The sequence below is a fragment of the Streptomyces sp. NPDC048197 genome, assembly GCF_043202395.1.
GTDB classification, from domain to species: domain Bacteria; phylum Actinomycetota; class Actinomycetes; order Streptomycetales; family Streptomycetaceae; genus Streptomyces; species Streptomyces siderophoricus.
The window spans coordinates 43,338-59,145 of the sequence record NZ_JBIDAJ010000032.1 but is presented as its reverse complement, the minus strand read 5'-3'; the positions used below and the strand labels follow the sequence as shown (position 1 = coordinate 59,145).

Sequence of the window (15,808 nt, the reverse complement as noted above, 5' to 3'; positions counted from 1 at the left end):
CGAGCGAGCGTAGCGGCGGCCACCGACAGCGCCGGCCGCCTCGCCCTCAGCCCGCCGCCCCGCCTCCCTCGGTCCCCGCCCCGCCGGCCCGCGACCGCCGCCCGTACTGCACCGCCAGCCACACCAGCCCCACCGCCAGCCAGCACCCGCCCACGGCCTGCGCCGTCGGCGACGCCGCCACGAGCACCGCGACCACCACCGCGAGCCCCAGCAGCGGCACCACCACGTGCCGCAGCACGCCCGGCACCCCGGCCCGCTCCCGTGCCCGGAAGCGGAACCAGCCGATCACCGAGGCGTGCAGCAGCCCGAAAGCGGTCAGCGCCCCCACGTTCACGATCGACGACAGCTGCTCCAGCCCGTCGTCCCGGCGCGCCGCCCACACCGCCGCCACCAGCGTCACCCCCGCCGCGCCCAGCAGCGCCCGGCGCGGCACCCCGCGGCGGGCGTCCACCTCGGCCATCGCCCCCGGCAGCCGCCGGTCCCGGGCCATCGCGAACAGCAGCCGCCCGGCCGCCGCCTGCCCCGCCAGCGCCGCGAACGCCGCCCCGACCGCCTTGCCGGCCGCCACCAGCTGCCCCAGCCACGGGCCGGCGGCCGCCTCCGCCGTCACGTAGAAGGCGCTGCCCTGCTCACCCGGTCTGGCCGCCAGTCCGGCCGCCGACACCGGGGCGAGCAGCGCCGCGAGATACGTCTGTACGGCGAACAGCGCCCCCGCCACCGCCAGGCAGGCCAGCACCGCCCGCGCGACCCGCCGGGGGCCGCCCGCCCGTCGCCCACCGCCACCCTTCCCGGGACGCTCCCCCGGACTCCGTCCCGGGGCACCCCCCTCGCGCGGCGCATCTTTGGCCTCCTCCGCGAACGACGCGATCGCGTCGAAGCCCAGGAACGACAGGACCGCCACCGACACCGCCGCGAGCACCGCGACCGGGGAGAAGGCCCCCGCACCGGTGAACGGCTCGCTCCAGCCGCGCCGCGCCCCCGCCGTGACCAGCACGTACCCGGCCGCGCCGACGAACACCACCAGCACCGCGAGCTCCAGAGCCAGCACCACGAAGCCGACCACCGCCGCGGTCCGTACGCCCCACAGGTTCAGCAGCGTCGTCACCACCACGGCCAGCGCCGTCCACACCCACTGGTGCACCGAGGGCACCAGGGCGTGCAGCGCGATCCCGGAGAACAGATACGCCACCGCCGGGATCAGCAGATAGTCCAGCATCGCCATCCACCCGGCGACGAACCCGGCACCGTCGCCCAGCCCCACCCGGGCGTAGGTGTAGACCGACCCGGCCCGCGGCGCGACCCGCACCATCTGGGCGTACGAGTACGCCGTGCACGCCATCGCGGCCGTCGCCACCACGTAGACCAGGGTGATCGCGCCGTGTGACGTGGCCAGCAGGGTGCCGAAGATCCCGACCGGAGCCATCGGGGCGATGAACAGCAGCCCGTAGACGACCAGGTCCCGGAACGTCAGCGTCCGCCGCAGCGCCGCCGGCCCCGCGGCCTCGGCCGCCCTGCCCCGCCGCCCCGACTCCATCCCGGCCTCCTCGGTGGTTCCGGCCTCGGTAGTGGCCTCCCAGTCTCGGCCAACGGCCGATCTTCGGGCGCCGGCCACGGCCCTTACGATGGACGGCATGACTTCCCGCCCGTCGCCCACCGCCGCCCCCAGTGGAGACGCTGCGCGTCCCAGTGACATCCGCCCCCCCGCCGGCCGCAAGGTCCTGCTCGCCGCCCCCCGTGGCTACTGCGCGGGCGTGGACCGCGCCGTGATCGCCGTCGAGAAAGCCCTGGAGCAGTACGGCGCGCCCGTCTACGTACGCCACGAGATCGTGCACAACAAGTACGTCGTGCAGACCCTGGAGAAGAAGGGCGCGATCTTCGTCGAGCGCACGGAGGAGGTCCCGCCGGGCAACATCGTGATGTTCTCCGCACACGGCGTGGCCCCCGTCGTCCACGAGGAGGCCAAGCGCGGCCGCCTCGCCACCATCGACGCGACCTGCCCCCTGGTGACCAAGGTCCACAAGGAAGCCGTCCGCTACGCCAAGGAGGACTACGACATCCTCCTGATCGGCCACGAGGGCCACGAGGAGGTCATCGGCACCTCCGGCGAGGCCCCCGACCACATCCAGCTCGTCGACGGCCCCGAGGACGTCGACAAGGTCGAGGTCCGCGACCCGTCGAAGATCGTCTGGCTGTCGCAGACCACCCTCTCCGTGGACGAGACCATGGAGACCGTCGACGCCCTGAAGACCAAGTTCCCCGGCCTCGTCTCCCCGCCCAGCGACGACATCTGCTACGCCACCCAGAACCGGCAGCTCGCCGTGAAGCAGATGGGCGCCGAGGCGGACCTGGTCATCGTGGTCGGCTCCCGCAACTCCTCCAACTCCAAGCGGCTCGTCGAGGTCGCCAAGCTCGCCGGTGCCCGCGAGGCCTACCTCGTGGACTTCGCCGCCGAGATCGACGAGGCCTGGCTGGAGGGCGTGACCACGGTCGGCGTCACCTCCGGCGCCTCCGTCCCGGAGGTCCTGGTCGAGCAGGTCCTGGAGTGGCTCGCCGAGCGCGGCTACGGCGACGTCGAGCTCGTCAAGGCGGCCGAGGAGTCCATCACCTTCTCGCTGCCCAAGGAACTCCGCCGCGATCTGCGCGCCGAGGCCAAGGCCGCGACCGAGGACGCCGAGGACACCGAGGCCTGACGCTCCGGCCCGACGACGAGCGCGGCCCCGGCGGACGAAAGCGCCGCCGGATCCGCGTTCCCTGGGCGGCCGGGCCCGTCCGCGCCTAGCCTTTTCCCCATGAGGGTCTTCGGTGTGGACATCGGCGGATCGGGCATCAAGGGCGCCCCGGTGGATCTCGAACGCGGCGACCTCGCCGACGAGCGCCACAAGGTGCTGACCCCGCATCCGGCCACCCCGGACGCCGTCGCGGACGGCGTCCGCGAGGTGGTCGCGCACTTCGGATGGACCGGCCCGGTCGGCGCGACCTTCCCCGGAGTGGTCACCGGCGGAATCACCCGCACCGCCGCCAACGTCGACAAACGATGGATCGGCACCGACGCCGCCGCCCTGCTCACCGACCGGCTCGGCGGCGAGGCCGGCGGCTGCCCGGTCACCCTCCTCAACGACGCGGACGCGGCCGGCCTGGCCGAGATGCGCTTCGGCGCCGGCCGCGGCCGGACCGGCACCGTCATCGTCCTCACCCTCGGCACCGGCATCGGCAGCGCCGTCTTCACCGATGGCCGGCTCCTGGCGAACACCGAGCTCGGCCACCTCGAACTGAACGGCCACGATGCCGAGAAACGCGCCTCCACCAAGGTCAAGGAGGACGAGGACCTCAGCTGGCAGCGCTGGGCGCGCCGGGTCCAGAAGTACCTCGCCCATGTGGAGATGCTGTTCTCGCCCGAGCTGTTCGTGATCGGCGGCGGGGTGAGCCGCAAGGCCGAGAAGTTCCTGCCGCTGATCGAGGGCATCAGGGCCGAGATCGTGCCGGCTCAGCTTCAGAACAACGCGGGGATCGTGGGGGCTGCGATGGCCGCGTACGCCGCTCGGGCTGGCGCGCCACCTGCCGCGGCCGTGGCCCCGGCCGGGTCCGGCCGGCCTTCCGCGCCGCCGCCCGGTCCGCCGGCCCGGGCTCCCCGCTCCGCGGTCGCGTCACCGGTCGGCTGGCCCGACGCCGCGCGCTGACCGCCGCCCGCCGGACGACCGCGATCAGTCCGCAGACCAGCGTGCCCGCGTAGAGCCAGCCCGCGTTCAGCGCCAATACGGTGAAGACGCCCATCAGCAGCCCGCCGAAACCGTCCCCGCCGCGGTGGATCGGCACCGCGCCGAGCGTGAAGGCGATCGGCAGCGTGACCGGCGCACAGATCAGGTCGTACGGCCGCACCCACACCGCCGCGCCGACGCCGACCAGCAGGAAGAACACGCCGTACGGGGTCTGGGCGCCGCCGAGCAGCAGCTGGTCCAGGCAGGCGAAGGCGAGCAGCGCGAGGGTCGCCAGCAGCCAGCAGCCCAGGCCGGTGAGCTTGGCCGCGGGCATCCGGCGTCGCAGGCCGTCCGGCGCCGCGGGGATCGGACGCTGCGGACGCGCCCGGTAGACGGCCGAGGATTCCGGCACCACCGGGGGCGGCACGGCCGCCCGCTCACCAACGGGTCCCGCCACGGCTGCCGCGGTGGGCCCCCGGGCGGCCCACGCCTGCGCCGGGCCGCGCGCCGCGGCCCGTACGGGCGTGGGCGCGGCGATCGGGACGGACGCGAAGCCGGAGGCCCGCATCGCGGAGAGGAAGTCGTCGTCGGGGTCGGGGGCCACGGCCTCCGCCGGGCGCGGGAGCCGGGCGTCCTGGTCCGCGGCCGGGCGTCCGGACCACGGCGGGCCGTGCTGGGGGGTGCGCGCTTCGTGTTGCTCCACTCGGCAACGGTAGGCCGCTAAGTGGTATTAACCGGTTACGGGACACGCCCTTTGGCCGAGCTTGGCACTGCGTTCGACACGAGCGGGTGCGGGCCGGGCCGGGAGGCGGCCGGAGGACGGGACGCGGCGGCGGGGCACCGGCCCGGGCTGGGGCGGCCGGGCGCCGCCGCCCGCCCCGTAGACTGGTGGATCGGCCCCTCACGAGGCCGTTGCCCACCCCACCACTCTCCCTTCGGAAGTCGAGTCGCCACCGTGTCGCTCACGATCGGAATCGTCGGTCTGCCGAATGTCGGCAAGTCGACCCTGTTCAACGCCCTGACCAAGAACGACGTGCTGGCGGCCAACTACCCGTTCGCCACCATCGAGCCGAACGTCGGCGTCGTCGGCGTCCCCGACCCCCGCCTGGCCAAGCTCGCGGAGATCTTCGCCTCCCAGAAGATCCTCCCGGCCACCGTCGACTTCGTCGACATCGCCGGCATCGTCCGCGGCGCCTCCGAGGGCGAGGGCCTGGGCAACAAGTTCCTCGCGAACATCCGCGAGTCCGACGCGATCTGCCAGGTCATCCGCGCCTTCAAGGACGAGAACGTCGTCCACGTCGACGGCAAGGTCTCGCCCAAGGACGACATCGAGACGATCAACACCGAGCTGATCCTCGCCGACCTCCAGACCATCGAGAAGGTCCTTCCGCGCCTGGTGAAGGAATCGCGGATCAAGAAGGACGTGGCCCCCAAGGTCAAGGCCGTCGAAGAGGCCAAGGCCATCCTGGAGAAGGGCGACACCCTCTTCGCCCACGGCATCGTCCAGGGCAGCGAGCGCAACGAGCTCCTCCACGACCTCCACCTCCTCACCACCAAGCCGTTCCTCTACGTCTTCAACGTCGACGAGGACGAGCTGACCGACGAGGACTTCAAGAACGAGCAGCGCGAACTGGTCGCCCCCGCCGAGGCGATCTTCCTCAACGCCAAGCTGGAGGCCGACCTCGCCGAACTGGACGAGGACGAGGCCCTCGAACTCCTCCAGTCCGTCGGCCAGGAGGAGCCCGGCCTCGCCACCCTCGCCCACGTCGGCTTCCGCACCCTCGGCCTGCAGACCTACCTGACGGCCGGCCCCAAGGAAACCCGCGCCTGGACCATCAAGCAGGGCGCCACCGCCCCCGAGGCCGCGGGCGTCATCCACACCGACTTCCAAAAGGGCTTCATCAAGGCCGAGGTCATCTCCTTCGCCGACCTCGTTGAGACCGGCTCGGTCGCCGACGCCCGCTCCGCGGGCAAGGCCCGCATGGAGGGCAAGGAGTATGTGATGCAGGACGGGGATGTGGTGGAGTTCCGGTTCAACGTGTAGCAGGTGATGTCACGCCACGCGGCTGACCCAACGTCACCCCGCTGATCCGGCACCCCGACACCGCACAGCGGCCCGGCCCTTCAGGGTCGGGCCACTGGTTTTTGGGCCGCTGGTTTTCGGGCCCCTGGCTTTCTCAGGGCGGCCGCGGCGACCTGATCCAGCCCAAAGAGCGCTCGACCGCCCGTTTCCAGTCCTCGTACTCCGCCTCCCGGCGCTCGGGGGGCATGTCCGGCAGCCACTGGGCGGCCCGGTGCCAGTTGCGGCGGAGGACCTCCAGGTCGGGCCAGTAGCCGGCGGCGAGGCCGGCGGCGTAGGCGGCGCCCAGGGAGACCGTTTCGACGGCCATGGGGCGCACCACGGGTACGTCGAGCACATCGGCCAGGAACTGCATGAGCAGGTTGTCCGACGTCATCCCGCCGTCCACCTTGAGCACCTTCAGGGCGAGCGAGGAGTCGGCGTTCATGGCGTCGACCACCTCCCGGGTCTGCCAGCCGGTGGCCTCCAGCACGGCCCGGGCCAGGTGCCCCTTGGTGATGTACGAGGTGAGGCCGACGATGACCCCGCGGGCGTCGCTGCGCCAGTGCGGTGCGTACAGGCCGGAGAACGCCGGGACGATGTAGCAGCCGCCGTTGTTCTCGACGGTGCGGGCGAGCGTCTCGATCTCGGGAGCGGTGCTGATCAGCCCCAGCCGGTCGCGGAACCACTGGACCAGCGCGCCCGTGACGGCGATCGGGCCTTCGAGCGCGTAGACCGCGGGCTGGTCCTCGACCTTGTAGGCGACGGTGGTGAGCAGCCCGTGCCGGGACCGTACGAGGTCGGTGCCGGTGTTGAGCAGCAGGAAGCTGCCGGTTCCGTAGGTGCACTTCGCCTCGCCGGGGGCGAAGCAGGTCTGCCCGAACAGCGCCGCCTGCTGGTCACCGAGGGCCGCGGTGATGGGGACGCCCGGGATGACGGCACGGGCGGCTCCGTAGCTCTCGGCCGAGGCGCGGATCTCCGGGAGCATCGGCCGGGGAACCCCGAAGAACTCCAGCAGCTCCTCGTCCCAGTCGAGGGTGCTGATGTTCATGAGCATGGTGCGGCTGGCGTTGGTGACGTCGGTGAGGTGCACACCGCCGGCCGGTCCGCCGGTGAGGTTCCAGATCAGCCAGCTCTCCATCGTGCCGAACAGCACCTCGCCGTCCTCGGCGCGCTGCCGCAACCCGTCGACGTGGTCGAACAGCCAGCGGATCCGGGGCGCGGAGAAGTACGCGGAAGGGGCCAGGCAGCAGCGCCGGAGGAAGAACTCGTCCCCGGGCCGGCTCCTGAGGTCCTCGACCAGCGGAGCCGTACGGGTGTCCTGCCAGACGATCGCCCTGCCCAGCGGGGTGCCCGTACGCGGGTCCCAGAGCACGGTCGTCTCGCGCTGGTTGGCGATCCCGACGGCGGCGACCTCGTCGGGGCTGACATCCGCATGGGAGAGCGCCTGCGGCACCACGCGCTGCAGGGTGTGCCAGATCTCGACGGCGTCGTGCTCGACCCACCCGGGCCGGGGGAAGTACTGCTGGTGCTCCCGCTGGGCGACCGACACCAGCCGCCCCTGGTGGTCGAACAGGATGCATCGGGTGGAGGTGGTGCCCTGGTCGATGGACATCACATACCGCTTAACCATGATCAACCCTCCGTTGCGGGGCGCGAGAGCGGTGGCTCACCAGCGGGCGGCTCCCAGGTCTCGGGAGATCGCCCGGGCGGCGTGGCGGACCTGGGTGACCAGGGCCGGCTGCGGGACCCCTTTGGTGTCGCAGATCCGCTCGACCGTGCCGGAGACGCCGATGGCTCCCACCACAAGGCCGCCGTGGCCCCGGACCGGCGCGGCGATACCGGCCTCGCCCGTGATCATCTCCTGTACTTCGGCCGCCCACCCGAGCTCGCGGACCTCGGTGAGCGCCCGGGTGAGGTGCTCGCGGTCGACCAGGGTGTGCCGGGTGTACGCCTCCAGCCCGGCCTCCACGGCCGGCTCCAGCGGCACGCTGCCGAAGGCCAGCAGGACCTTGCCGAGCGAGGAGGCGTGCAGCGGCAGCAGCGCGCCCACGTCCAGGGTCTGGAGGGTGTCGTCGGGGCGGAAGACGTGGTGGACGATGAGCACCTTGCCCTCCAGGGGCGCGCCCAGGCGGACCGCCTCCCCGCTGCGGGCGGCCAGGGCGTCGGCCCAGTTGATGGAGCGGGAGCGCAGCTCGTTCACGTCGAGGTAGCTGGTGCCCAGGTGCAGCAGCGCGGCCCCGAGCTGGTACTTCCCGGTCGCCGGGTCCTGCTCGACGAAGTCGATGTTCTGCAGGGTGCGCAGAATGCCGTGGGTGGTGCCCTTCGCCAGCGCGAGCGACGCGGCCACCTCACCCAGCCCGAGCCGACGGGGCCCACTGGCGAGCAGACGCAGGATTGCCGCCGCCCGTTCGATCGACTGGACCGGGCCGGCCATGAGGCAATCGTAGTCCCGCGGTCGTAGTCCCGCGGTCGGCATCTGCCGGTAGGGACGGCCCTTCGCGGGCAGCGTTCGGTAATGCCGACCGCTGTTCATTGACCGCCCCCGCCGACCCCCATAGCGTCCCTTCAAAGCCCGGCATCCAGCCGGTAGGGGGCCTCGGAGGAGGCGGCATGACGGCACAGCTCGAAGAGGTGGTCGGGGAGGCGGTCGAACACGTCTGCCCGCTGCCCCACATCCCCGAAGCCGTCTCGGTCGTACGCCGGCGGGTGCGTGCGGTCCTGGCCGGCTGGAACCTGACTCCGGGCCTCGCCGAGGACGCGCTCCTCGTGGTCTCGGAACTCGTCACCAACGCGGTCGTGCACGCCCGGCCGCCGGCGGTGCTGCGGCTGTCGCGGGCCGTCGACGGGCGCAACGTCCTGCGCGTCGAGGTCACCGACACCGGGGCCGCCACGCCGGACGGGCCGCCGGTCGCCGAGCGCTGCACGGACGAGCACGGCCGCGGGCTCTGCATCGTCACCGCCCTGGCGGCCGAATGCGGCACGCGGGTCCACGCGGGCGGCACCACCCGGTGGGCGGAACTCCACGCCGCGTAAGTCGTGAATCGCCGTCGCACACCAGGAATGTGTCGCACACCAGGAATGTGTCGCACACCAGGAATGCCGACGCACACCAGGAGTGACAACGGTGGCCGTCGGCGCGGAGGTGATGATCCATTCTCTCCCGGAAAAGGCGCCCGGCGCATCGACTTCGCGGATGATCTTGAACGCGTTCGGCGGCCCTAGCGTGGACGCATGACACAAAGCACGTGGAATGCGGGCCGGGACCTGGTGTGCGAGGCCGGCGACGGGGTGGAGCTGGCGGTGCGGGATCACGGCGGGGCGGGGGCGGCGGTGCTGTTGCTGCACGGGGCCGGGCGGACGCTGATGGACTGGGAGCGGGTGGCGCCCCTGCTGGCCGCCGGGCACCGGGTGCTGGCTATGGATCTGCGCGGCCACGGGCGGTCGGGGGACGGGGCGGTGCCGTGGACGTTCGAGGTGGCCGTCGAGGACGTACGGGCGGTGCTGACGGCGTGCGGGGCACCGCGGGCCGTGGTGGTGGGGCACTCGCTGGGCGGGATGGTGGCCGTACGGTGTCTGGAGGCCCTGGCGGACGCCGTGCCCGCGGCGGTCAACCTCGACGGGCACGGGATGGGACGGCCCGAGCAGTACGTGGGACTGGATCCGGAATGGGTGCGGGAACGGCTCGCCGAGGCACGGCAGTTCGCGGCGGAGGCGGGCGGACGGCCCTTCGACGCAGCGGCGTTGGCGGGTGTGATCGGTTATCAGACCGGCATGGCCGCCGAGTTGGGGATTCCCGCCGACGTGATGGAGGCAGGGGTGCGGCGGTCGCTGGCGGAGGCCGGGGACGGGCGGCTCTTCCTGCGGCCCGGGCGGCAGCAGGCCGGCGAGCTGCAGGAGGCGATGGCCGGGATCGACCTGTTCGGGCGCTACCGGAACGTTTCCCGGCCGCTGCTGATCGCCCGGGCGCTGCGCCCCCACCCGCCGGTGCCGGGCGTGCCGTCGTGGTTCGACGACCTGATGGCGGCCTATACGGAGGGCCTGCGGCGCGACCTGGCGGAGCTGGCCCGGACCCGGCCGTACGTCACCGTCGCCGGGGTGGACGCCACCCACGCGATGGTGCTGGAACGGCCGGCGGAGATCGCGGAACTGGTGGCCACGTTCGCGGCGGGCGCGGTGAACGGGGTTGCGGGGGACGATACTTGGGGTTCGTGACCGTACGGGGGCCTAGCGCGGGAACAGCTCGAACAGGGTTGCCGGGCGGCCGCGGTGGCGTTCCCCGCCGGTGCGGAGGGCCTGCTCGATGAAGGTGCGGGCGTAGGACTGCGCGTTCTGTCCGTGGCCGCGCAGGCCGTTGATGTACGTACTGTGCGCCGCCAGGGAGGCCACCGCGCGGTCGATGCCGGGGCCGACCTCGGCGGCGTGCGTGGGGTACGGCGAGCCGGCCACCGCCACCCAGCGGACACCGTTCCAGGGAGCGAGGCCGAGCGCGTCGGCGAGCTCCGGGAAGATCCACCGATTGCCGGCGTCGCCCGCCGCGTCCAGCACCGCCCGGCCGACCGCCCGGTGGTCCGGGGTGTTCCAGTGCCCCCCGGCCCATGTGTCGTGGTGGTTGAGGGTGATCAGGAGCTCCGGGCGGTGGCGGCGGACGGCCGCCGAGAGGTCGCGGCGCAGAACCGGCCCGCCTTCGATCGTGCCGTCCCGGTGGTGGTCGAGGAATTCCACGGTCTGGACGCCGACGAGCGCGGCGCCGGCCCGCTGTTCGGCCTCGCGCACCCGGGCGCATTCGTCGGGGGCCAGCCCGTCGATACCGGCCTCGCCACGGGTGACCAGGAGGTAGCTCACCTCCCGCCCGGCGGTGGTCCATTCGGCGATGGCCGCCGCGGCGCCGTATTCGAGGTCGTCGGGGTGGGCGGCGACGGCGAGGGCCCGCTGCCAGTCCTTGGGCATGGGGGAGAGGTGGGACTCGGCGGGCATGGGCGCCTTCCTTCCTGCTCCGGGTGGTCGTTCCTGCTCCGGGTGGTCGGTTCCGTTCCGAAGCGGTCGCTTCCGTTCCGGGGCTGTCCGGCACGTTCGCCGTTCGGTCGATTTTCGGACACTTTCCGGGCGGTCGTCCGGGCGTTCCGTCGGGCTGCCGTCGGGGCGTCGCGTTTGTCGTGGTCGCCGTGGTGGTCGCGGTCGTCGTGGTGGTCGTGGTCGTCGTCGGGCCCCGGTGGTGGGGGCGTGTGGACGATCGTGACATGACGAGGTGGCGCCTGCGGGTGTGACGCCGGAGGTGGGCGAGGCGGAAGATGCGGAACGCCGGTGCGGGCACGCGCGGTCCCCAGGTGGCTGAGCTGGGTTTCATCACAACAGGTGAATATCTGGCCCGAGGTTGCGGTCGACCACGCGCGGTTGCCACGCTGTTGCTGACTGTCAAGCTGTTGGGAGGGGCACGTGCCTTTCGGTGAGCAGCCCGCGTACCTCCGCGTCGCCGGCGACCTGCGCCAGAAGATCGTCGACGGGGTGCTGCCGCCGCACACCCGCCTCCCCTCCCAGGCCCGGATCCGCGAGGAGTACGGCGTCTCGGACACCGTCGCCCTGGAGGCCCGCAAGGTCCTGATGGCGGAGGGGCTCGTCGAGGGCCGCTCGGGGTCGGGGACGTACGTGCGCGAGCAGCCCGTTCCGCGGCGTATCGCGCGGGTCGGGTTCCATGCGGTGGGTGGGTGTACGCCCTTCCGGCAGGAGCAGACGGACGAGCGGGTGCGCGGCACCTGGGAGTCCAGCAGCGAGCAGGAGGCGGCCAGTTCGGCGGTGGCCGGGCGGCTGCGGATCCCGCCGGGCGGCAGGGTCATGCGGACCCGCTACCTCTTCCGCGCCGAGGGCGAGCCGGCGATGCTCTCGACGTCCTGGGAGCCGCTGGACGTGACCGGCCGGACGCCGGTGATGCTGCCGGAGGAGGGGCCACTGGCCGGCCGCGGTGTCGTCGAGCGGATGGCGGCCATCGATGTGGTGGTGGACAACGTCATCGAGGAGGTCGGCGCGCGGGCCGCGCTGGCCGAGGAAGCCATGGCGCTGGGCGGGGTTCCGGGCCATGCGGTGCTGGTGATCTCGCGGACGTACTTCGCGGGCGGCCGCCCGGTCGAGACGGCCGACATCGTCACGCTCGCGGACCGCTACCGGGTCGCATACCACCTGCCGGTGAAGTAGGCGGCCTGCCGGTGAAGTGGGCGGCGGGGACGGGGACGGGCGGGCGCTGGGTGGGGCCCTCGCCGGGCTCCGTAAGCAGTGGAGCCGCTTTCCCCTAGGGCGCGGTCGAACAGATCCCGTAGGGGTTGCGCGCGCCCCCTGTGGGCCGACAACGGCGGCAGGGGGGCCGGTATTCCCGCGTGAAGCGGCGGAATTCCCGTGTGATGCCCCGAAGTCACGCCTCGTGCGAGATCCGTAGTGACTTTCGGCCTCAAGTCCGTTGTCCGTTTCTCCCCCGTATGCACGTAAACGTTGGCCGGATTTTGGTGTTGGAAACCTCACACAGGCGCAACTGGGCGGCTTTTTTGGCCGAGAGCGGGAAGCCGATCTTCGGATTCGCTCTTACGATGGCGAAGTTTGTGCACGGCACGGGGGAAGACCAGGAGACCAGCACGTGAGCACGACGAAAAACCCGGGTGCGGAGCAGGGTTCGCATTCGCATTACCGTCGGTCCCTCGGGACCATCGCCCTGACCGCCACTGGTCTCGGGTCCATCATCGGCTCCGGCTGGCTCTTCGGGGCCGAGCGGGCCGCCGCCATCGCGGGGCCGGCCGCGATCATCGCCTGGATCATCGGCGCGCTGGTCGCACTCACCATCGCCCTGACCTACTCCGAGCTCGGCGCGATGTTCCCGAAGGCCGGCGGCATGGTCCGTTACGGCCAGTACTCGCACGGCTCGCTCGCCGGCTACCTCGCCGCGTGGGCGAACTGGATCGCCATCGTTTCGGTCATACCCGGCGAGGCCACCGCCTCCGTCCAGTACATGAGCTCGTGGGACTTCGGCTGGGCGCACGCGCTCTACGACGGCGAGGAGCTGACCGGCACCGGCGTCGGGCTCGCCAGCATCCTGCTGATCTTCTACTTCTTCCTCAACTGGTTCGCGATCACGCTGTTCGCGAAGACCAACACCGCGATCACGGTCTTCAAGGTCGTCGTCCCGGTGCTGACCGCCAGCGCCCTGATGCTGGCGCACTTCGACACCAGCAACATCACGCACCACGGTGGCTTCACCCCCAACGGCTGGAGCTCGGTCTTCACCGCCGTCGCGGTCTCCGGCATCGTCTGGGCCTACAACGGCTTCCAGTCCCCGCTGAACCTCGCCGCCGAGGCCCGCAACCCCGGCAAGTCGCTGCCCAAGGCCGTGGTCTCGTCGATCATCATCGCGCTGGTCATCTACGTGGCGCTGCAGGTCGCGTTCCTGATGGCGGTCCCCGGCGACAAGCTGGGCGCCAACGGCGGCTGGGCCGGCCTCGGCTTCAACTCGCCGCTCGCCGACCTGGCCGTGGCCTGGGGCCTGAACTGGCTCGCGCTGCTGCTCTACGCGGACGCCTTCGTCTCGCCGTCCGGCACCGGCATGATCTACGCCGCCACCACCTCGCGCATGATCCAGGGCGTGCAGGAGAACGGCCACCTGCCCGGCGTCTTCGGCAAGGTGGACAAGAAGACCGGTGTGCCGCGCCCGGCGCTGCTGCTCAACCTCGTGATCGCGTTCCTCTTCCTCGCGGTCTTCCGCGGCTGGGGCTCGCTGGCCGAGATCGTCTCGGTCGCCACGGTCATCTCGTACATCACCGGCCCGGTCGCCGTGATGTCGCTGCGCCGGCTGTCGCCGGACCTCAAGCGTCCGGTCAAGCTCCGCGCCATGCCGGTCATCGCGCCGATCGCGATGATCTTCGGCTCGCTGGTCCTCTACTGGGGCCGCTGGCCGCTGACCGGCAAGGTCATCCTGATCATGGCCGTCGGCCTGCCCGTCTGGGCCTGGTACGAGATCGGCAAGCCGCTCACCCAGGGCCGCAAGCCGTGGGCCGCGCTGGTCCCGCACCTGAAGGCCGGCGCCTGGATGGTGGCGTACCTCCTGGTCATGGCTGCCGTGTCGTACCTCGGCGGCAAGGACTTCGGCGGCAAGGGCTACCTGCCCGAGGGCTGGGACATCCTCCTCGTCGCCGTGATCGCGCTCGCCTTCTACTACTGGGGCGTCCGCAGCTCCTGGCGCAACCCGTCCCTGGTGACGGTCGAGGGCGAGCTCGCCGCCGAGGCCGAGAGCCGTGCGGCGGACGGGACGGGAGAGGCCGAGGAGGCCAAGGCGTCCGTGCGGGCGTAACCCGGACTTCCGTCCTCGGGGCGGCCGATGACCGGTCGCCCTCCTCATCACCACACCTGCCCGAGTCCTTCGGGCCCCACCGGCCACTCGCAGGCCGCCCCGGTACGCCGGGGCCCGCGGGTGGCCGGTTCGGTATCTCTTTGTGTAATTCCATATCCGCTGAGTAAAGGTCGGGCGTACGCTCGGGCATATGCGGATTGCGATTTCGGCATCAGCACACGAGGGGCGCGTCACGGCGCGCTGTCCGGCGGACGGAGGGGCGCAATGACCGACAACGGAGCCGTGCTGCCCTGGCTCGTCATCCGCCAGGACGAAGGCGGCAACCGGTATCGCGTGGGCCGTTATGCCACCCGAGCGGAGGCGGAGCGGGTGGCCGAACGGCTCGATACCCGGGGCAGCCGGCGGCTCTACGTGGTCGAGAAGGCCGATCGTGCGACGACCTGAGGGACGCCGCGCAGAAGCGGGACGAGGACGGGGGACGTAGGCTGCCGCGCATGACGACGGTGCGCGTAGTGGTGGGCGGAGCGGTGTGCGAAGGCGGGCGGCTGCTGGCCGCCCGGCGCAGCGCACCGCCCGCGCTGGCCGGCCGCTGGGAGCTGCCCGGCGGCAAGGTCGAGGACGGGGAGACGCCCGAGCGGGCGCTGGAGCGCGAGCTGCGCGAGGAGCTCGGCGTCGGGACCGAGATCGGGGACCGCATCCCGGGGGAGTGGGTGCTGCGGCCCGGCTACGTCCTCCAGGTGTGGACGGCGCGGCTGGTGTCCGGGGTGCCGCAGCCGCTGCAGGACCACGACGAGCTGCGCTGGCTGCGGCCCGGGGAGGAAGCGCAGGTCGACTGGCTGGACCAGGACCGGCCGGCGGTGGCCGAGGCGATGCGACGGCTGGCCGCCACGGCCGCCGGGGTCCCGGGCGTCCGCCGCTGAACGGTCCGCGCCCGTGCCCGTACGCCGCTGAGCGCTGAAGCGGTCCGAGGCCGTGCTGGTACGCCGCTGAGCGCCGAGCGGTCCGGCCCGTGCTGTGACGCCGCCGAGCGGCTCCCGCAGGGCGCGTGGTCGTCCGTCCGCCGGCCGGCACGCCCGGCGCATCGCGGCCCCTCCGTCGCGCACGGACGCCCGCCCACCAGGCATCCCTCGCGGCACCGCAGTCATATGCGCCATTTGTGCCACAGTGCACGGTTGCGGGCGGTACTTCGCCCTCGATATCGGGTATGTCCTGATTGAGCCCTTGAATGCGGGTAATCCGACGGGGATGCCTCGGCTGGGATGTGATCGGCGTGAGCGACAGCGCAGCGGAAGGCGTCCCGGCACCCGGCCCCGGCCCCGCCCGCAAGCGCGGCAGGGCCACCGGTTCACCGATCGCCGAATGGAGCTTCCCGGCCGATCCGGGCGCCGTACGCACCGCCCGCACCGTCGTCCGCCGGGTGCTCAACGACTGGGGCCTGAACGGCGCAGCCGACATGGCCGTACTCCTCGTCAGCGAGCTCGTCACCAACTCCCTGCGCCATGCCACCGGACCGATCGGGGTGCGCATGGTCCTGCTGAGCGCCGGCGAGCTGCTGGTCGAGGTCTCCGATCCGCTGCCCGACCCGCCGCAGGAGCGCACCGCCGCCCCCGACGACGAGGGGGGACGCGGATTGCAGCTGGTCGCCTGCAGTTCGCGGCGCTGGGGGACCCGTCGCGGAAAGAGTGGCAAGACAGTGTGGTTCGAGCTGTCGGTGGCTGGTTAGGAGAC

Annotated in this window: 14 protein-coding genes and 1 pseudogene; 10 read left to right on the top strand and 5 right to left on the bottom strand. The window is 72.2% G+C overall.

Annotated elements, in window-relative coordinates; genetic code table 11:
• Positions 1–46: 46 nt before the first annotated feature.
• A complete protein-coding gene (locus tag ACGF4C_RS30985; RefSeq protein ID WP_393570658.1) occupies positions 47–1,534 on the bottom strand; it encodes an APC family permease in 1,488 nt (495 codons plus the stop codon).
• A 97-nt stretch (positions 1,535–1,631) separates the two neighbouring features.
• Between ACGF4C_RS30985 and ACGF4C_RS30980 the strand changes: the two genes are divergently transcribed.
• Complete coding sequence (locus tag ACGF4C_RS30980) at positions 1,632–2,690, top strand: 4-hydroxy-3-methylbut-2-enyl diphosphate reductase (protein ID WP_393570656.1); 1,059 nt, start codon at positions 1,632–1,634, stop codon at positions 2,688–2,690.
• Positions 2,691–2,789: 99 nt separating this feature from the next.
• A complete protein-coding gene (gene ppgK / locus ACGF4C_RS30975; RefSeq protein ID WP_393570654.1) occupies positions 2,790–3,677 on the top strand; it encodes a polyphosphate--glucose phosphotransferase in 888 nt (295 codons plus the stop codon).
• 13 nt (positions 3,678–3,690) lie between these two features.
• Here ppgK and ACGF4C_RS30970 read toward each other — a convergent pair.
• Positions 3,691–4,029, bottom strand: a pseudogene (locus ACGF4C_RS30970) (DUF6542 domain-containing protein); the annotation flags it as partial.
• Between the two features lie 621 nt (positions 4,030–4,650).
• Between ACGF4C_RS30970 and ychF the strand changes: the two are divergent.
• Positions 4,651–5,739, top strand: a complete 1,089-nt coding sequence (gene ychF / locus ACGF4C_RS30965) for a redox-regulated ATPase YchF (RefSeq protein WP_030815653.1) — start codon at positions 4,651–4,653, stop codon at positions 5,737–5,739.
• 133 nt (positions 5,740–5,872) lie between these two features.
• Here the strand turns inward: ychF and glpK are convergent, their stop codons facing one another.
• Positions 5,873–7,387, bottom strand: a complete 1,515-nt coding sequence (gene glpK, locus ACGF4C_RS30960) for a glycerol kinase GlpK (RefSeq protein WP_393570651.1) — start codon at positions 7,385–7,387, stop codon at positions 5,873–5,875.
• Between the two features lie 36 nt (positions 7,388–7,423).
• The gene (locus ACGF4C_RS30955) at positions 7,424–8,191 is read right to left on the bottom strand and encodes an IclR family transcriptional regulator (RefSeq protein WP_393570649.1); all 768 of its coding nucleotides are present in this window, start codon (positions 8,189–8,191) and stop codon (positions 7,424–7,426) included.
• 176 nt (positions 8,192–8,367) lie between these two features.
• On the opposite strand from ACGF4C_RS30955, the gene ACGF4C_RS30950 reads away from it, so the two are divergent.
• Together ACGF4C_RS30950 and ACGF4C_RS30945 are read left to right on the top strand one after the other, a co-directional pair.
• Complete coding sequence (locus ACGF4C_RS30950) at positions 8,368–8,790, top strand: ATP-binding protein (RefSeq protein ID WP_393570647.1); 423 nt, start codon at positions 8,368–8,370, stop codon at positions 8,788–8,790.
• 198 nt (positions 8,791–8,988) lie between these two features.
• Complete coding sequence (locus ACGF4C_RS30945) at positions 8,989–9,969, top strand: alpha/beta fold hydrolase (RefSeq protein WP_393570645.1); 981 nt, start codon at positions 8,989–8,991, stop codon at positions 9,967–9,969.
• 12 nt (positions 9,970–9,981) lie between these two features.
• Here the strand turns inward: ACGF4C_RS30945 and ACGF4C_RS30940 are convergent, their stop codons facing one another.
• Positions 9,982–10,731 carry a PIG-L deacetylase family protein gene (locus ACGF4C_RS30940; protein ID WP_393570643.1) on the bottom strand — a complete coding sequence of 250 codons (750 nt, stop codon included), beginning with the start codon at positions 10,729–10,731 and terminating at the stop codon, positions 9,982–9,984.
• 459 nt (positions 10,732–11,190) lie between these two features.
• On the opposite strand from ACGF4C_RS30940, the gene ACGF4C_RS30935 reads away from it, so the two are divergent.
• From ACGF4C_RS30935 to ACGF4C_RS30915, 5 genes are all read left to right on the top strand, one after another.
• Complete coding sequence (locus ACGF4C_RS30935) at positions 11,191–11,943, top strand: GntR family transcriptional regulator (RefSeq protein WP_201801698.1); 753 nt, start codon at positions 11,191–11,193, stop codon at positions 11,941–11,943.
• A 433-nt stretch (positions 11,944–12,376) separates the two neighbouring features.
• Positions 12,377–14,080 carry an APC family permease gene (locus ACGF4C_RS30930; protein ID WP_393570640.1) on the top strand — a complete coding sequence of 568 codons (1,704 nt, stop codon included), beginning with the start codon at positions 12,377–12,379 and terminating at the stop codon, positions 14,078–14,080.
• 264 nt (positions 14,081–14,344) lie between these two features.
• Positions 14,345–14,524, top strand: coding sequence for an SPOR domain-containing protein (locus ACGF4C_RS30925; RefSeq protein WP_030412215.1), 180 nt, complete (start codon positions 14,345–14,347; stop codon positions 14,522–14,524).
• Between the two features lie 50 nt (positions 14,525–14,574).
• The gene (locus ACGF4C_RS30920; RefSeq protein WP_393570637.1) at positions 14,575–15,000 is read left to right on the top strand and encodes a (deoxy)nucleoside triphosphate pyrophosphohydrolase; all 426 of its coding nucleotides are present in this window, start codon (positions 14,575–14,577) and stop codon (positions 14,998–15,000) included.
• A gap of 341 nt (positions 15,001–15,341) precedes the next feature.
• Positions 15,342–15,803: an ATP-binding protein gene (locus tag ACGF4C_RS30915; RefSeq protein WP_037807863.1), complete on the top strand. Its 462-nt coding sequence runs from the start codon at positions 15,342–15,344 to the stop codon at positions 15,801–15,803.
• The last annotated feature ends 5 nt before the right edge of the window (positions 15,804–15,808 follow it).

Coding starts and splice junctions, on each gene's coding strand:
- ACGF4C_RS30950 (WP_393570647.1), top strand. CDS start 8,368: ATGACGGCACAGCTCGAAGAGGTGGTCGGGGAGGCGGTCGAACACGTC.
- ACGF4C_RS30980 (WP_393570656.1), top strand. CDS start 1,632: ATGACTTCCCGCCCGTCGCCCACCGCCGCCCCCAGTGGAGACGCTGCG.
- ACGF4C_RS30985 (WP_393570658.1), bottom strand. CDS start 1,534: ATGGAGTCGGGGCGGCGGGGCAGGGCGGCCGAGGCCGCGGGGCCGGCG.
- ACGF4C_RS30920 (WP_393570637.1), top strand. CDS start 14,575: ATGACGACGGTGCGCGTAGTGGTGGGCGGAGCGGTGTGCGAAGGCGGG.
- ACGF4C_RS30925 (WP_030412215.1), top strand. CDS start 14,345: ATGACCGACAACGGAGCCGTGCTGCCCTGGCTCGTCATCCGCCAGGAC.
- ACGF4C_RS30955 (WP_393570649.1), bottom strand. CDS start 8,191: ATGGCCGGCCCGGTCCAGTCGATCGAACGGGCGGCGGCAATCCTGCGT.
- ppgK (WP_393570654.1), top strand. CDS start 2,790: ATGAGGGTCTTCGGTGTGGACATCGGCGGATCGGGCATCAAGGGCGCC.
- ACGF4C_RS30945 (WP_393570645.1), top strand. CDS start 8,989: ATGACACAAAGCACGTGGAATGCGGGCCGGGACCTGGTGTGCGAGGCC.
- ACGF4C_RS30940 (WP_393570643.1), bottom strand. CDS start 10,731: ATGCCCGCCGAGTCCCACCTCTCCCCCATGCCCAAGGACTGGCAGCGG.
- glpK (WP_393570651.1), bottom strand. CDS start 7,387: ATGGTTAAGCGGTATGTGATGTCCATCGACCAGGGCACCACCTCCACC.